The following is a 15,890-nucleotide window of genomic DNA, read 5'->3' as shown; positions in this document are numbered from 1 at the left end:
CCGCTGGCTAAAGCCATGGAAATCGCCTAGTGCTTGTGCCCCAGGAGCAACCGTGTCCAGACCAGCCGCCCATATCCCGTTCCACGCCCCGTGCCGCCGCGCCGCCTTCATCCGCCGGATCAAGCGGTTCACCGTGGAGGCCACGGCCCTGGACGGCCCGGACAAGGGCGCGCTCCTTGCGGCCCACACCAACAACACCGGGTCCATGCTCGGCCTGCTGCGGCCGGGGTCAAAGGCCCTGCTTTCGCCCGCCGCCAACCCGGACCGCAAGCTCAAGTACACCCTGGAGGGCCTTGAGCTCGCCGGGGCCATGGTCGGGGTCAACACGCTCACGCCCAACCGCATGCTGTACGCGGCCTGGTGGGCCGGGGCCATGCCCGAGATGGACGGCTACGGCCATTTCCAGAAAGAGGCCAAGGTGGGCCAGAGCCGCCTGGATGCGCACCTGACCGGCGATCCCGGCGACCTGTGGGTGGAGTGCAAGAACGTGACCATGGTTGAGGACGACGTGGCCCTATTCCCGGACGCCATCACCGAGCGCGGCCAGAAGCACCTGCGCGAGCTCATGGCCCTGGCCGCGACCGGCGCGCGCGTGGCCCTGTTCTTCCTGGTCCAGCGGCCCGACGGCCGTTGTTTCGGCCCGGCGGACATGATCGATCCGGTCTATGCGGAGCTGTTCTACGAGGCCCTGGACGCCGGGGTCGAGGCCTGGCCCTACGTGGCCGAGGTGGACGAGACCGGCATCACGCTGGGCCGCAGGCTGAAGGTGGTGGCCCCGTGAGCGCGCTCGTTGTCGGCGCGGTGCTGATCAGCTTCTCCTCGGTCATGGTGGTCCTGGCCGGGCTGCCCCCGGACGTGACCGGGTTCTACCGGCTGACCTGCGGCGGGCTGGCCATGTTCGCGGTCCTGGCCCGGGCAGGCAAGCTCAAGCTGTTTACGCCCAACGTCATCAAGTGGGGCTGCGTGGCCGCCGTGTTCTTTGCGGGCGACTTCGTGTTCTGGCACCGCTCCATCGCGTACGTCGGGCCCGGCCTGTCCACCATGCTCGGCAATTTCCAGGTCATCCCCCTGGCCGTGGTCTCGGCCCTGTTCTTCAAGGAGCGCATGCCGCCGCGCATGTACGCGGCCATCCCGCTGGCCCTGGCCGGGCTCTACCTCATGGTCGGCGTGGGCTGGTCCGGCTTTACCGCCGACTACCGGCTGGGCGTGTTTTTCGGGCTTCTGACGGCCTGCTTCTACGCCCTGTACATGCTCTCGCTCAAATACGCCCTGGCCAAGGACCGCGCGGACTCCCTGGTCCTGGCCTCGGCCGCCGCCCTGGCCACCGGCCTGATCCTCGGCGCGTTCGCCCTCATCGAGGGCGAGTCCTTCGCCATCCCCACGTTCAAGTCCCTGGCCGCCATCTCCACCCTGGCCCTGATCTGCCACGCCGTGGGCTGGTTCCTGATCACGCGCGGCATCCAGAACGTGCGCGGCGCCCTGGTCGGGCTCATTCTCCTGTTGCAGCCGACGCTCTCCTTTGTCTGGGACATTCTCTTTTTTGGGAAGGTGGTTAATTGGGTTGAGCTGTCCGGTGTTGGGTTGGCGCTCGTGGGCATCTATATCGGCTCCCAGGGCGGAAGAAAGAAGCGGGTGCCTTGAGCGGCTTCCGATAGCGGGCCATCTGCACATTTTTCGAGGGCCCGCCTGATCCTCACGTACTGGGGTACGCTGCGGTCAGGCGGACCCTCGAAAAATGCACAGCTGACCCACTCTCGAAAGCCTATTCCGAGCGCGGGTGACTGAGCCGCTGTCGGGTGCTGCGCACCCGAATCGCTCCATGAAGAGAAAAATACGGCCTTTGACTCAGTTGGGAGCCGAAGGCCTTTGCTATGGGTGCTTGCCCCGCGAAGCGGCGATAAAAAGTTTGGAAGGGCAGTCCAGAGGCATTTCAAATCAAAAGGGCCGCCTTTGGGCGGCCCTTTTGCGTGGGGTTATTCCTTGGTGGGGCAGATTTTCTTGCCCTCTTCGAGTTCGCGTTCGCGCTTGCGGTTTTCGCGGCGCAGTTCGGCTTCGCGGTAGCGGCGTTTGGCGGTTTCGGTCTCGAGTTTGAGGGGCGGGACTTCGGTGGGTTTGCCGTTGTCGTCCAGGGCCACGTAGGTCAGGTAGGCGGAGTTGGTGTGGCGGACCTCGCCGGTGCGCAGGTTTTCGGCCTCCACGCGCACGCCGATCTCCATGGAGGTGCGGCCCACGTGGTTGAGGCTGGCCTTGAAGATGAGCAGTTCGCCCATGTAGGCGGGCTGCTTGAAGGCCATGCGGTCGATGGACACGGTCACGGTGTTGCCGCGCGAGTGTCGCTTGGCGACCACGCCGCCGGTGGTGTCCACGTGTTTGAGTATGACGCCGCCGTGCAGGTTGCCTGCGGGGTTGGCGTCCTGAGGCAGGACGAGGTGGGTCATGATCACCTCGGATTCTGCTGCGGATTTCGCTTTCATATCAGTCCTCTCTGGATTTTCCGTATTGAACGCGGGCCTCCCAGACCAGTTTCCCGATCTTGCGGCCCAGGTCGGCCTGGCGCGTCTTCATCAGCGCCTCGGCCGCCTCCTGGTTGCCCTGCTGCTTGAGCAGGGTGGCGGATTCGAGATCACGCAAGTGATTCTCGCACTCCCGGATCATACCCGAAAGATTCAGGGTTTCCAATTCCTTGGGAACACGAACACTGCGAACTTTCTTGCTCATGGCACCACCCCCCGGAGGTTTTCATTGTGTCATTCAAATTGATGACAGAGCGTGGCGCGGCGGTCAACCCCCGTATTTCGGGCCTTTGCGGGCTGCAGGCGGAGGGGGTGGCCCTGCGGCGCGGATGGCGGTATGGTGTTGCGCGTCGGGCCGGAAATCCGGGTCCGGCCACTGAAACCGGAGCTTTCATGGAACAGAGCGATAATCCGACGGGCAAACGGTTGGCAGGGCTTTCCCTGGCCGCGCTGGGCGTGGTCTTCGGCGACATCGGGACCAGCCCGCTGTACGCCCTGCGCGAGTGCTTTCACGGCGATTACGGCATCGCGGTCACCCCGGAGAACGTCCTGGGCGTGCTCTCCCTGATCTTTTGGGCGCTGATGCTCATCGTGTCCTTCAAGTACCTGACCATGGTGCTGCGCGCCGATCACGACGGCGAGGGCGGCGTGCTCGCCCTGACCACCCTGGTCAAGCCGCGCAAGGAGAACATGGGAAAAGGGGCCTGGACCCTGGTCATCCTCGGCCTGTTCGCGGCCTGCCTGCTGTACGGCGACGGCATGATCACCCCGGCCATCTCGGTCCTGAGCGCGGTGGAGGGCTTGGGGCACATCACGCCTCTGCTGGAACCGTACATCCTGCACATCACCCTGGTCATCCTGATCAGCCTGTTCCTCTTGCAACGCCACGGCACGGCCCGGGTCGGCACCCTGTTCGGCCCGGTTATCCTGGTCTGGATGACCAGCCTGGCCCTGATCGGCCTGCACCAGGTGGTCAAGACCCCGTCGGTGCTCGCGGCCGTCCTGCCGTGGCACGGGCTGCATTTCCTGATCGCCAACAAGGTCCACGGTTTCGTGGTCCTGGGCGCGGTCTTCCTGGTGGCCACCGGGGCCGAGGCCATCTACGCGGACCTGGGCCATTTCGGGCGCAAGCCCATCCGGCTGACTTGGTTCCTGGTGGCCCTGCCCGCCCTGCTGCTCAACTATTTCGGCCAGGGCGCGCACCTGCTGTCCGCGCCCCAGGACGCCTTTCATCCGTTTTACGCCATCGTGCCCCGCTGGGCGATCATCCCCATGGTCGTGCTGGCCACCATGGCCACCATCGTGGCCTCCCAGGCGGTCATCACCGGAGCCTTTTCCCTGACCTCCCAGGCGGTCCAGCTCGGCTATCTGCCGAGACTGCGCGTGACCCACACCTCGTCCACGCACATGGGCCAGATCTACGTGGCCCCGGTCAACTGGCTGTTGATGATCTGTACCGTTGGGCTGGTCCTGGGTTTCCAGACCTCGAGCCGGCTGGCCGCGGCCTACGGCGTGGCCGTGACCGCGAGCATGCTGGTCACCGCCACCCTGTTCTACGTGGTCATGCGCAGACGCTGGGAATGGAAGCTGCCCGTGGCCGTGGGGCTGACGGCCCTGTTCTTCACCGTGGACTTTTCGTTCTTTGCCGCGAACATGACCAAGATCGCGCACGGCGCGTGGTTCCCCCTGGTCATCGCCCTGCTGGTCCTGGCCGTGATGCTCACCTGGGAGCGGGGCGGCGAGATCCTGGCCGAGCGGGCCCGGGGGCTGACCCGGCCCCTGGACGAGTTCCTCAAGGAGATCGGCGACAACCCGCCCAAGCGCGTGCCGGGCCAGGCCGTGTTTCTGACCCGCAGCCACAACACCGTGCCCGTGGCCATGATCCAGAACCTGCGCCACAACAGGGTCCTGCACTCCGAGGTCTATTTCCTGAACATCCGCACCGAGCAGATTCCCCGCGTGCCCAACTTCGAGAAGATCGAGTTGGAGCGGTTCGGCTCGGGCGTGCTGCGGGTCATCGCCCACTTCGGGTACATGGAACAGCCCACCGTGGCCGTGATCTTCGCCCTGTGCAAGGACAAGGGCGTGGACGTGGACATCCAGGCGGCCAGCTTCTTCCTGGGCCGCGAAAAGCTGACCGTGGGCACTCCCCCGGCCATGGCCCGCTGGCGCTCCAACCTCTACCTCTTCCTGGCCAGAAACGGCATGGACCCGGCGGCGTTCTTCGACATACCATCCGAGCAGGTAATCGAAGTAGGCGCTCGACTGCAGATATAGGGACCCTACGCGGCTTCCGATAGCGGCACATCTGCACATTTTTTCCGGCCGCGCCAATCCTCACGTAGACGGCTACGCTGCGGTTGCCGCGGCCGGAAGAAAATGCACAGCTGCACCACTCTCGAAAGCCTATTCCGAGCGCGGGGGACTGAGCTGTTGTCGGGTGCTGTGCACCCGATTCACTCCATTAAGAAAAAGGCAGGGCCCTTGAGTCCAGTACGCGTCAGGGGACTTTTTTACGTGGCCCTCCCCGCGAAGCGGCGACAAAAAGTTTGGAAGGGGGAGTCCAGAGGGGGAAACTTTTTCAAAAGTTTCCCCCTCTGGCCGCCGGAGGCATTCAAAAAGGCGCGGCCCGCTCAAGCGGGCCGCGCCTTTATTGCAACGTCCTTCGAGTGGCCGGGTTACATTACGCGGCAGCCGTCTTCGGTGACGAGGACCTGGTATTCCCAGCGGATACCGCCCCAGGCGGGGTCGTAGAGGCCGGGTTCCACGGTGACGACCATGCCGGGTTCGAGTTCGCCCTGGCCCGCGCGGGACAGGGACGGGGGCTCGTGGGTTTCCAGGCCCACGCCGTGGCCCAGGCCGTGGGTGAACAGGGCCTCCACGCCGTCCTTTTCAAAGACCGCGTAGGCGGCGCGGTAGGCGTCGATGCAGGTCAGGCCCGGGCGGATGATGTCGATGGCCGCCTGCTGGGCGGCGCGCACCTGGTCCATGGTCTTTTGGAAACGGTCGGACGGCTTGTTGCCCACCCAGAAGGTCCGGGTCTGGTCCGAGTTGTAGTCGAGCAGCCGGCAGCCGGTGTCGATGAGGACCATGTCGTTCTCGCGAAGCTTGGTGTCGCCGGGGATGCAGTGGGGCAGGGCCGCGTTGGGGCCCACACCCACGATGGTCGAGAAGGCCAGTTCCTGGGCGCCGTGCTCGCGGAAGAATTTTTCCACCAGCCAGGCGACTTCCTTTTCGGTGCGGCCGGGGATGAGCTCGCCCTCGATGTACTCGAACAGTTCGTGGTTCAGGCGCATGGATTCGTCCATGCGGCGGATTTCCTCCGCGTCCTTGATGATCCGCAGGGACTCCACGATGTTCTCGGTGGGGGCCAGGGTGAAGTCCTCGGACAATTTGTCGTAGTCGAACAGGTGCAGGGCCTTGGGCTCGAAGCCCAGGGAATCGACGCCGCGCCCTTTGAGGAACTCGGCGATCTCCTTGTGCTTGCGGGACGCGTAGATGCACAGGTTGTTCTCGTCCCAGACCTGCCGGGCCGCGTCCAGATAGCGCGGGTCGGTGAACAGGTAGTCGTCGTCGGGGGTGACGACTATCCAGCCGGAGGATTCGTTGCACTGCGCATCGTGCAGCTCGAAGCCGCTCAGGTAATACCGGTTGGCCGCCAGCGACACGAGCATGGCGGACAGGCCGCGGGCGTGCATTTCGCTCTTGAGCTCCTCGCGGCGTTTTTCGAAAACGGATGTATTCATGGTGGGTCAGTCCAGTGTGTAGGTTTTTTCCGGGGTGCCGGTGATCATGCGTTCGGCCCATTCCACGCCCTGCATGACCGAGTGGTCCATGTTGGAGACCTCGTATTTCCAGCCGCCGAAGCGGCCCCGGGACTGGATGCCCATGGCTTCCAACCCCGGCTGGAGGACGTCCAGCGCTTTGTCGCGCGCAAGGCATGGCACGGGATAGCCGTAGTCCACGGCGATCTCCCAGCGGGTCAGGATGTCGTCCACCCTGTCCCCGCGCAACAGGGCGGAGTTTACCAGACCGTCCACGGTGCGGTCCATCAGTTCATGGACCTTTTCCGGCTTGTGCTTCGAGAAGGACGTCTCGCACATGAAGGCCAGCTGCTCGCCCGGCCGGGCCGTGTTGTTCGGCGAATAGTTGTGGAAATTGGTCACCCGGTAGAAGGGCGAATCCGACTCCGGGAAATACATCCAGCAGCGCGGATCGCGGGCGGCGTCCGGCTCGGTGTCGAGGCCCACTCCGGCCACGTAGACCGAGTTGTGGGTCAGCCTGGCGGCCGCGTCCACCATGGCGTCCGGGGCGTCAGCGAGCCAGTCGCGGGCCAGGATGTTTAGGGGCGCGGTGTTGAGCAGGGCGTCGTACTCGACGGTCAGCCCCTGCGCGGTGGTTACGGTTTTGGCCTTGGTGTCGATGCGGCCGACGGCCTGGCCGTACTCGATGCGGTCGGCCAGGCGAGCGGCCAGCCGCCGGAAGATTTCGCCCGTGCCGCCGTGCAGCGGAAACTTGAAGGTGTTGTTCGGGCCCCAGGCCACGTCGTCGCGCTCCAGGATGATGTTGCGCAGCACCTTTTTCAGGTCCACCACCGAGACCCGCTCGCCGATCCAGCCGTACTGCATCAGCTCGGGCGGGGTGGCCCAGACCTTGAAGTTGTACGGGTCCATGAAGTGGCGGGCGATGCCCGGGCCGAAGATGGCGTCGATCCACTGGGCGAAGTTCTCGGGCGGCCTGTCGGGCCGGTTGCCGGGCAGCAGCCCTTCCACGCACTCCCAGCGGGCGTCCTTGGGCAGGTGGCGGATGTTGTTCTGGAACGGGTAGGGCACCCAGGTCTGATTGGAGCGGACCCAGGACTCGCGCTGGTGCTCGAGGCGTTCGTCACCGAGCAGGGAATCCATGAGCGCGTCGAAATAGGCGTAGTGGGAGAAGACCACGTGGCCGCCGATGTCCCAGGTGAAGCCGTTGTCGTCCTTGAAGCTGGCGGCCAGTCCGCCCGCGTAATCGTTGCGCTCCAGCACCAGGAAGTCGGCCTCGCCGAGTTCCTGGAGCCGGTGGGCCGCGCCCAGGCCCGTGGGGCCCGCGCCGATGATCAGGTATTTCGTTTTCACAGTGCGCCCTTGGTTGCGGTGGCAGTTCTTTCCGGTCCGTTCACCATATCAAGTTTGGTGCCAGCCGAAGGCTGTCCTGTCAAAGGGCCCGCCAGCATCTCCTCGGCCGCCTCGCGGCGGTGGGCCACGCGTTCGAAGTCCAGCCCGTACTGCTGGCGGATGCCGTCCAACTCATCCGGCCCGAAGTGCTCGAACACGCCGTCCAGCAGGGCATTGAACCGCGCGTCGTCGCCCACCAGCCCGCGCAGCCCGTGGTGCACCCCCTGCTCGTGCATCCACAGGGCCACGGCATGGGCCTCGGACTCCAGCGCGTCGGCCACGAGATACACGGTCTTGCCGTCCGAAACGCCGCTCACCCCGCCGGTCATCCGCCGTTCCCGGTACCGGGCCCGGATGTGCTCGGGCAGGTCGCGGAAGGTATCCACCACCACAAGCGGCAGGGCATTGGCCGCACGGCTCTGCAACCGCTCCACGGCCTCGCGCGCCGCAACGGAATCCGGGTTGCCTTTTCCGTGCCCATCGCTTATATTGAGTTTGTGATCTTGGTGGGTGGGAGCGCTCCCCGTATCCCCGCCCGGATCGGTAGACTGGGACGCTTCAGGTTCAACCCCCTTCTTTTCCATATCAATCCATCGCGCCCATTCGCTCTTACCCTTCCTCTCCTTGTTTGGATCTTGGTCTGCAATTCCAACGGTTCAAGAAAGGTCTTCTTGTAGGCTATGACCGTATCCCAGATATCCTTGCCCAGTTCTTCATCGACATATCGCTTGAAGAAGTAGAACTTTTCCCCATCGGTCTGGGAAATCACAACTTTAAGATCTTTATTATGAATTGTTTCAGGCAGTGTTCCGACATATTTTTGCCGCTTGGACTGTTTCGTGAAATGCTCATAATCAACTCCACTCCAATCCTTGGTCGGCGACAGCAGAATTCCTTCCGGGAAAAGCTGATCAGCAATTCCCTTTACAACCTCTATATATTGATTCGGATCATCATATTTTAATCGTATGATCTTTTCCGGCTTCAACGTATCAAAATACGCTTTCATGACCTCCCGGTCTTTCAGACTGAAATCGGTCCCCGTGTCCTCGTACTCCACCCGGATCTTCCCGGTGTCGTCATAGAGCACCTTCTTTGCGAACCGTATGCCCTCCCCGTCGGTCCCGCCCACTTCGATGTCCGCGATATGCCGCCGCAGCCACCCGTCGGCGTCCATTCCCTGCGCGGCGGCCAGCCCGTCCAGGTGCGCCAGGAACGTCTCGGCCCGGTCCGCGCCCAAGCCCGCCCCGGTCAGCCGCTCCAAGGCCGCGCCCCGGTTGAACTGCCCGGCCTCGACCACGTCCTTGAGAATCGGCCCCACGTCCACCGGCCCGCCGTCGCCGATGTCCAACGCCCCCTTTTGCAGGGCCCGCAGCACCGCGTCCTTGGTCTCGCCCCGGAAATGCTTCCACGCCCCGTGCGTCCCGCCGAAGAGCATGCCCACGCCCGTGCCCAGCATGGTGTCCACGGCGTAGTCGGCCATAGTGATGTCCTCGCCGCGCCTTTTCAGGTCCGCGCCGATGACCGGATTGAACACCAGGTTCCCGGCCCCGGCCTCGATGCCGGACGCCAGCATGCGCCCTTCAAAGGGGGGCGGCCAGACCCGGAAATAATAACATGGCTAACGGTACGTCCCCTTGCCAATCCGTGATCGGAGGCTTACCTTGGAACCATGACCAGGAAATTCGATCCCGAATTGTTGTATGTGGAATGTCATCGTTGCGGCCAGCCTGTCCTCTGGAAGAGCGGCATGACCACGAAGCTCCTCAAATTGGCCAAGATCGATCCGTCCACCCTAGATGAACGGTGCGTGATCCTCTCGGAAGGGTGCCCCAACTGCGTTCCCGACGAGACCACCTTCACCACCCAGGTCATTCGCCTGAACCGGGAAAAGGACGAACGATCCTCCATGCCGGCAGTGGCCAACTAGGACAGGCCGACATACGGCGTGAAAGGCGCCTGTATTCCGTGTAACAACTCGGAATACAGGCGCTTTCGCTTTTTTGTCCGTTCCCCTGCCCGTTGCCCCCGGCTCTGGCGGCCCCTTGTCCGCTTTTGCTTGTCATTTACTATCCCATCGCTAGCCATTCTTTCCCGCAGCCCATTTTTCAAGCCATTTTCGGCGGTTTGTCGGAAAATGTAACATACTGATTTTTTGGGGGAAAATTGTGAAGGCTTCTTGATCTGTCACCCGTCCGCGCCGCTGAAAATCCGTCAAGTTGTTTTTTCATACCTCTCGGCTCCGCTCGGTACCCTGTCGGCTCCCGGCCAAAAAACCGGGGCTATGCTCCGTGGCAAGCCCGGGGCGCGTCCCCGAAAATCAAGGAGCCGAACAGACATGAGCACAGCCACCCCAGCGATCACCAACTTCACGGCGGGCGAGATCTCTCCCAGGCTGGAGGGGAGGACCGATCTCTCCAAATACTTCAACGGGTGCCGTACCCTGGAGAATTTCCACGTCCATCCCCACGGCGGGACCTCGCGGCGGCCCGGATTCCGGTTCGTGGCCGAGTCCCTGGGCCAGGACGGACCGGTCCTGCTCATCCCCTTCGAGTTCAATGCGGAGCAGACCTACGTGCTCGAGTTCGCCGAAGGCCCGGACGGGCAGGGGCGCATGCGCGTCTTCACCGGGCACGGCGTGGTCCTGTCCGACGGAGCGGAATACGTTCGGGACATTCCATACACGGCAGAAGAGTTTGATGAACTGCGCTACGCACAGTCGGACAACTCGCTCATCCTGGTTCATCCGGGCCACCCGGTGCGCGAGATGACCCGCGTGGACCACGACGATTGGACCCTGGAGGAGATGGCCTTCATCGGGCGGCCCGATGCCTGGGCCGAGGACGACTATCCCTCGGCCGTCTGCTTCTACGAGCAGCGGCTGGTCCTGGCGGCCACCCGGACCCGTCCGGCCACCTTGTGGCTGTCGCGCACCGGCGAGTTCCCGGATTTCCGGCTGAAGACCCGCGAGGTGCCCCTGGACGGCTGGCGGGACCTGGAGATCACCGACAAGAACGGCGACGGCCTGCGCGACGGCAAGGCCGGGGATTCGATCGTTCTCTTGGCCGGGGCCGGGTTCGAGGCCCGGGACGCGGTCAAGGGTCAGCACCCGGACGGGGCCACCCGTTACTACCGCTACAAGGGCGCCAAGAACTATTCGGCCGTCAATGCGCAGATCACGGTCACCTTCGCGGCCGAGCCCGCAGACGGTCAGATCGAGGCGATCTGGAACGCGGAGGGCGAACTTGACGGAGATGCCTGGGACTGTTTCGAGGTCGGCGACCGGACCGACGCCCCGGCCGGGGAGAAACCGCTGGACGACGACGCCATCGAGGTCACCCTGTCCGGCCGCCAGGCCAACGGCATCGAGTTCATCGTCCCGCGCCGCTCCCTGTGGATCGGCACGGCCGGCGGCGAGTGGACCCTGAGCGCCTCGTCCAGCGGCCCGCTCACCCCGGAGAACGTCAAAGCCGCCCAGGAGGGCACCAGCGGGGCGTCGGCCACCCGGCCCGAGTCCGTGGGCTTCGCCACCCTGTACATCCAGCGGGCCGGGCGCAAGATCCGCGAAATGTCTTACCGTTTCGAGTCCGACGCCTACGTGTCCAAGGATCTGACCCTGCTTTCGGAGCATATCACCGAGGGCGGGCTGACCCAGCTGGCCTACGTCCAGGAGCCGGACTCCATCCTCTACGGTGTGCGCGGAGACGGGGTGCTGGTCGCCCTGACCTACGTGCCGGACCAGGAGGTGGCGGCCTGGTCGCGCATCGTCACCGACGGCGTGGTGGAGCGCGCGGCCACGGTCTACAACGACGCCGAAAAGCGCGACGAGCTGTGGATCGCCGTACGGCGCACCGTGAACGGCCAGCCCCGCCGGTACATCGAGTACCTCGAGGCTCCCTTTGACGGGGCCATCGAAAACGGATTTTTCGTGGACAGCGGCCTGACCTATCGCGGCGCGCCCACGGACACCGTGGCCGGGCTCTCCCACCTGGCCGGGCGGACCGTATCCGTGCTGGCCGACGGGACCGTGCAGGCCGACCGGACCGTGGCCGAAGACGGCACCCTGGCTCTGGACCGGCCCGCCTCGGTCATCCATGCCGGACTCCCCTACAGTTCGGTGCTCCAGCCCATGCGGCTGGACGCGGGCAGCCAGCGGGGCACGGCCCAGACCAAGAAGAAACGCATCACCAAGGTGGCCGCCCGGTTCCACAATACCCTCGGCGGCCTTATCGGGCCGGACCTGTCCAGGCTCGAACCGGTCTACTTCCGCTCTCCGTCCACGCCCATGGGGCAGTCGCCCGGGCCCTTCTGCGGCGACAAGATCGTCAATTTTCCCAAGGGGTGGGACCGCGACGGGCTGCTGACCATCGTGCAGCGGCAGCCCCTACCCATGACCGTGCTCATGATCGTGCCCCAGCTCATCATCAACGAATAACCGGGATCAACCCAAACCATAAAGAGAGGATAACCATGGGAAACGAAGCTTCCACCCAGGTGCTGCAACAGGGGGTGGACCTGTTCAGCGACGTAACGGACTTTCTGGGCAATCGAAACAGCCGTAAGGCGGCCGCCTCGAACGCCGAGGACCGGGCCGCGCTCATCGAAGCAGACGCGGCGGGCGCGGCCCACGACACCCGGCGGCGGGCCGTGCGGGATGCGGCCGGGCTCCGGGACCAGCGCGAACAAGCGCGCTCCCAAGGCAACGCGGGCTGGGGCGGATCCAACCTGGCCATGACCGGATCCAAGGCGCTCATCCGCGACGCCGAGCGGCTCAAAGACCGCCAGGCCGAGGAGGACGTCCTCTTCGAGGGCGAGATGAACGCCGAGTCCGGGCTGCGGTCCGCGCGCAACAGTGCGAACATGCTGCGCATCAGTGAGAACGTCTCGCCCGCGCGCTCTACCCTGTCCCTGGGGTCGAAGATCTACGGGAGGAGCCGGGCATGACCATTTCCTCCACCGAATCCAAGGCGATCTATGCGGGCGACGGGTCCACGGCCACCTTTCCGGTGCCGTTCATGTTCCTGCGCAACGAGGACATCCGGGTCCTGGTCATCGACCGGGAAGGCCAGGAACAGCCCCGGTACGAGGGGACCGATTACAGCCTATCCGGGGTCGGCGAGCAGATGGGCGGGACCTGTATTCTGGCCAGTCCGCCCGAATCGGGCCAGACCGTGGTCGTCAGCCGCGAACCGGCCCTGGTCCAGGAAGTGGACTACGTGGAGAACGACGCCTTTCCGGCAGCCACCCACGAAGCCGCGCTGGACAAGCTGACCATGATCTGTCAGGCCCTGGCCGAAAAACTGGACCGCGCCCTGACCTTCAGGATTTCCTCGGCCGTGACCGGCGTGAATCTGCCCGAGCCCGGACCGGATCTGGTGCTCGCCTGGAACGCCAGCGGAGACAACCTGGTCAACAAGGACGTGGCCGGCGCGGGCGGCCTGACCGTTCCCGTGCCCATCAGCCAGGGCGGCACCGACGCGGATAACCCGGCCGAGGCCCTGTTCAATCTCGGCTTCGGCGCCGTGGGCGTGACCGTGGCCGGGTGCGAGGACGAAGCCGAGGTCCTGGCCGCCATCGGAGCCGAGCCCGCGGACGCGGCCCTGCTCAAGGCGGATCGGCCCGGCCTGCTGCGTGCCGCCTACGGCGACGATGTCCAAATCCACTCGGGGACGGACCTGTCCGGCCTGGACGTGGCCCGCAACCACGTGGCCTGGACCCTGACCGGCGCGAGCCTGTTCAGCGACGTATCCCTGCCCTATGACGGCACCTATGTCTTCCACATCTACCCCGGCGGCAACGCCATGTCCCTGGCCGCGAGCTACAAGAGCGACGGTTCCCTGCCGTCCCCGCGCCCGGACGCCGGGGAGATCCGCATTGCCGTGGAACAGTACAACGCGCGCAAAACCATCGTGTCCTTGCAGAACGTGGAGGTATAACTATGGGACTAACCCCCAAAGAAGTGAGGAGTGTTGTCGGTGTCTACGGTGTAGGCATCGACTACTCCGCTGTATTCGAGGGTGCCAACCTATACAGACAGAACGCGGCAACGTCGAACAACAAGCAGTACCTCATAGACATGTGGTTCAAGCGCGGGCGTCTCGGAGCACAGGAAATGCTGTTCACGGCCTCGACTGCTACGAACATTTATACATCGCTGTTTCTTGATTCCGCTGGGTACCTTAACTTTCAGGAGTATGCAGGTAGTCTACGCTGCAACGTGATTACACACGCCGCCTACGTGGACTGTACGAACTGGTATCATGTGCAAGTAGTGGTGGACACCACATTGCCCACGGCCTCCGATAGGATAAAGCTGCGGGTAAACGGCGAGGACGTATCGGCCTTTGCCGTGGAGACGTACTACGAGCTTGATCGCACCTGCGTTGTAAACTACGAGAACGCCTACCACCACGTTGGTGGCTTCCACGCCGGTACCTATCCCTTTTCGGGGTACATTGCCGAGTTCATACTGCTCGACGGCTATACGTCTCTGGAGTCCGGGGAGTTCTCCTCGAAGGTCCCCGGCCTGTGGGTTCCGACCGCAGTTGCCCCGGCTGGCTACGGAACCTATGGTTGCCGGTTGTCATTCTCTAACGCCGCTGTGATTGGTGAGGACTCCTCCGGTAATGGCAACGACCACATTCTGGCCGCAGGTACGGCTGTGCAATCCGTGGACACGCCGACGAACAATCACGCGACTCTGAACAGTCTCGGGGTCTATCCCGGCGCGTATTCGGACGGCAACACGACCTGGAACGGCACTTACTCAAACGGCGGGGCAAAGGCCACTATTGGGGTGTCTTCCGGCAAGTGGTATGCAGAGTTCTCCAAGGACGTGGACGCCTCGCAAATTGTACTCGGCGTGTCCAAGCATGCGGACAGGCAATACTATCCGGGATACTTTGCCGACGAATACGGCTGGCACTCGTCAAGCCTTGGTTCGTTTCTGCAAACGAATAACACGTCAACGGCGTGGGGCACCGGGTACACCAGTGCCGATAGGGTCCGCATTGCTCTTGATATGGATATTGGCGCGGTATGGTTCGGCAAGAACGACACCTGGGAGAACGGGGCAACGGACGCTGAAATCATTGCCGGAGACACCACGCACGCGGCGGGCACGTGGACGCCGGATGGAAGGGTGTACTTCATCGCCGGGGGGCGTGGGGGCACAACCTGCCCTATTCACTTCTGCTTCCCCGAAACAACGTGGCTGCATGGCGCGCCCGGAGGGTTCCAACCCGTGTGCGACGTGTCCAGGCCCGAGCCGGTGGACTACAAACCGTCTGAGTATTTTCATGAGTCTCTGATCGTTGCCGGGACAGGCGAAGACAATACCGTCACCGTCGATTGGGACGCGGAAAATACGGATTGGCTCATTATCCTGCGGGCAAACGGAAGGGAGGCGTCCAAGTGGTTAGACACCAAACGTGGACTTAACAAATACTCATTGTGCCCTGGAACACTGTCTGAATACACGGCAACGGACCCCATTACCGTATCCGGCTCCACAATAACCATACCGGACAGCATGTTACTGGATGGGACGACGTACCAGATCTTCGTGTTCCGGGCCTCGCCGGAGTCCGGTTTCGATATCCAACTGTACACCGGCGACGGCGTGGCCGGAAGAACGGTTGCCCATGACCTTGCGGCCAAGCCTATTTGGTTCGTCTGTAGAAGCCGAAGCGTCAGCCACAGCTGGATAACGTATACGGAAACCACGACAGCTACCAAGTTCATGTACATCGACGGCGCGACGGCGGCAGCAACAAACGCCACGGCGTGGAATAACACCGAGCCGACAGATACGGAGATCACGCTGGGTACATATACCTCCGTAAATCATGCAGGTGCAACCTTCGTAGCCTACCTGTTTGCTGAGTCGTGGCTGTACACCCTGGCCGAATACGTCGGCAACGGGAGCGCAGACGGGCCGTATTGCGACGTGGGCTGTCCCATACTGACCATGTTCGGCGTCCGCAGCACGGCCACCACGGCATACTGGGAGGTCGCTACCCCCACCGCCAATGCGGAAAATCCGGTGGACCTATGGTGGACGACCACGGAAACAAGCGCTTGGTATACTACACCTAACTTCGTGTTCACTAGCCGGGGTATCAAGCTGACAACGACCTCCGTATACGTGAATCAGGACGGCGCAGCCCACACAGGCCTCATAGTCAAGGGAAATTCAAAATACAACAATGCCTTCTAAGGAGTA

Annotated in this window: 14 protein-coding genes; 8 read left to right on the top strand and 6 right to left on the bottom strand. The window is 63.5% G+C overall.

Annotation, left to right across the window (positions count from 1 at the left end):
• The first annotated feature begins 52 nt into the window (after window positions 1-52).
• Window positions 53-781, top strand: a complete 729-nt coding sequence (sfsA, locus tag ACR42D_RS18240; protein WP_484568209.1) for a DNA/RNA nuclease SfsA — start codon at window positions 53-55, stop codon at window positions 779-781.
• Entirely contained in the window at window positions 778-1,641 is an 864-nt protein-coding gene (locus tag ACR42D_RS18235; RefSeq protein WP_484568208.1) for a DMT family transporter, read from the top strand. The genes sfsA and ACR42D_RS18235 overlap by 4 nt, the downstream gene beginning before the upstream one ends.
• 332 nt (window positions 1,642-1,973) lie before the next feature.
• Here ACR42D_RS18235 and ACR42D_RS18230 read toward each other — a convergent pair whose 3' ends face one another.
• Both ACR42D_RS18230 and ACR42D_RS18225 read right to left on the bottom strand, forming a co-directional pair.
• Window positions 1,974-2,474 (bottom strand): acyl-CoA thioesterase, encoded by a 501-nt coding sequence (locus ACR42D_RS18230; RefSeq protein ID WP_484568207.1) that lies wholly within the window; start codon window positions 2,472-2,474, stop codon window positions 1,974-1,976.
• Between the two features lies 1 nt (window position 2,475).
• Window positions 2,476-2,718, bottom strand: coding sequence for a hypothetical protein (locus tag ACR42D_RS18225; RefSeq protein ID WP_484568206.1), 243 nt, complete (start codon window positions 2,716-2,718; stop codon window positions 2,476-2,478).
• Window positions 2,719-2,906: 188 nt separating this feature from the next.
• Here ACR42D_RS18225 and ACR42D_RS18220 point away from each other — a divergent pair, with 188 nt between their 5' ends.
• Window positions 2,907-4,790: a potassium transporter Kup gene (locus ACR42D_RS18220; RefSeq protein ID WP_484568205.1), complete on the top strand. Its 1,884-nt coding sequence runs from the start codon at window positions 2,907-2,909 to the stop codon at window positions 4,788-4,790.
• A gap of 401 nt (window positions 4,791-5,191) precedes the next feature.
• Here ACR42D_RS18220 and ACR42D_RS18215 read toward each other — a convergent pair whose 3' ends face one another.
• Genes ACR42D_RS18215 through ACR42D_RS18200 form a run of 4 tightly spaced genes read right to left on the bottom strand, consistent with a single transcriptional unit; the run spans window position 5,192 to window position 9,149 of the window.
• The gene (locus ACR42D_RS18215) at window positions 5,192-6,259 is read right to left on the bottom strand and encodes a M24 family metallopeptidase (RefSeq protein WP_484568204.1); all 1,068 of its coding nucleotides are present in this window, start codon (window positions 6,257-6,259) and stop codon (window positions 5,192-5,194) included.
• A gap of 6 nt (window positions 6,260-6,265) precedes the next feature.
• Window positions 6,266-7,627 (bottom strand): protoporphyrinogen/coproporphyrinogen oxidase, encoded by a 1,362-nt coding sequence (locus tag ACR42D_RS18210; RefSeq protein WP_484568203.1) that lies wholly within the window; start codon window positions 7,625-7,627, stop codon window positions 6,266-6,268.
• Complete coding sequence (locus ACR42D_RS18205) at window positions 7,624-8,100, bottom strand: hypothetical protein (protein ID WP_484568202.1); 477 nt, start codon at window positions 8,098-8,100, stop codon at window positions 7,624-7,626. Before ACR42D_RS18205 ends, ACR42D_RS18210 begins: the two co-directional genes overlap by 4 nt.
• Window positions 8,101-8,150: 50 nt before the next feature.
• Window positions 8,151-9,149, bottom strand: a complete 999-nt coding sequence (locus tag ACR42D_RS18200) for a hypothetical protein (protein WP_484568201.1) — start codon at window positions 9,147-9,149, stop codon at window positions 8,151-8,153.
• 189 nt (window positions 9,150-9,338) lie between these two features.
• On the opposite strand from ACR42D_RS18200, the gene ACR42D_RS18195 reads away from it, so the two are divergent.
• From ACR42D_RS18195 to ACR42D_RS18175, 5 genes are all read left to right on the top strand, one after another.
• Window positions 9,339-9,596, top strand: a complete 258-nt coding sequence (locus ACR42D_RS18195) for a hypothetical protein (protein ID WP_484568200.1) — start codon at window positions 9,339-9,341, stop codon at window positions 9,594-9,596.
• A 408-nt stretch (window positions 9,597-10,004) separates the two neighbouring features.
• Window positions 10,005-12,101 carry a phage tail protein gene (locus tag ACR42D_RS18190; RefSeq protein WP_484568199.1) on the top strand — a complete coding sequence of 699 codons (2,097 nt, stop codon included), beginning with the start codon at window positions 10,005-10,007 and terminating at the stop codon, window positions 12,099-12,101.
• A gap of 35 nt (window positions 12,102-12,136) precedes the next feature.
• Complete coding sequence (locus ACR42D_RS18185) at window positions 12,137-12,610, top strand: hypothetical protein (RefSeq protein WP_484568198.1); 474 nt, start codon at window positions 12,137-12,139, stop codon at window positions 12,608-12,610.
• Window positions 12,607-13,602 (top strand): phage tail fiber protein, encoded by a 996-nt coding sequence (locus tag ACR42D_RS18180; RefSeq protein ID WP_484568197.1) that lies wholly within the window; start codon window positions 12,607-12,609, stop codon window positions 13,600-13,602. The genes ACR42D_RS18185 and ACR42D_RS18180 overlap by 4 nt, the downstream gene beginning before the upstream one ends.
• Before the next feature lie 2 nt (window positions 13,603-13,604).
• On the top strand, window positions 13,605-15,884 hold the full coding sequence (locus ACR42D_RS18175) for a DUF7483 domain-containing protein (protein WP_484568196.1): 2,280 nt from the start codon (window positions 13,605-13,607) through the stop codon (window positions 15,882-15,884).
• Window positions 15,885-15,890 lie beyond the last annotated feature (6 nt).

It is taken from the genome of Pseudodesulfovibrio sp. lm2024 (assembly GCF_051175575.1).
GTDB lineage: Bacteria > Desulfobacterota > Desulfovibrionia > Desulfovibrionales > Desulfovibrionaceae > Pseudodesulfovibrio > Pseudodesulfovibrio caledoniensis.
Note: the sequence above shows the minus strand (reverse complement) of the source record. Positions and strands in the feature narration are given on the sequence as shown.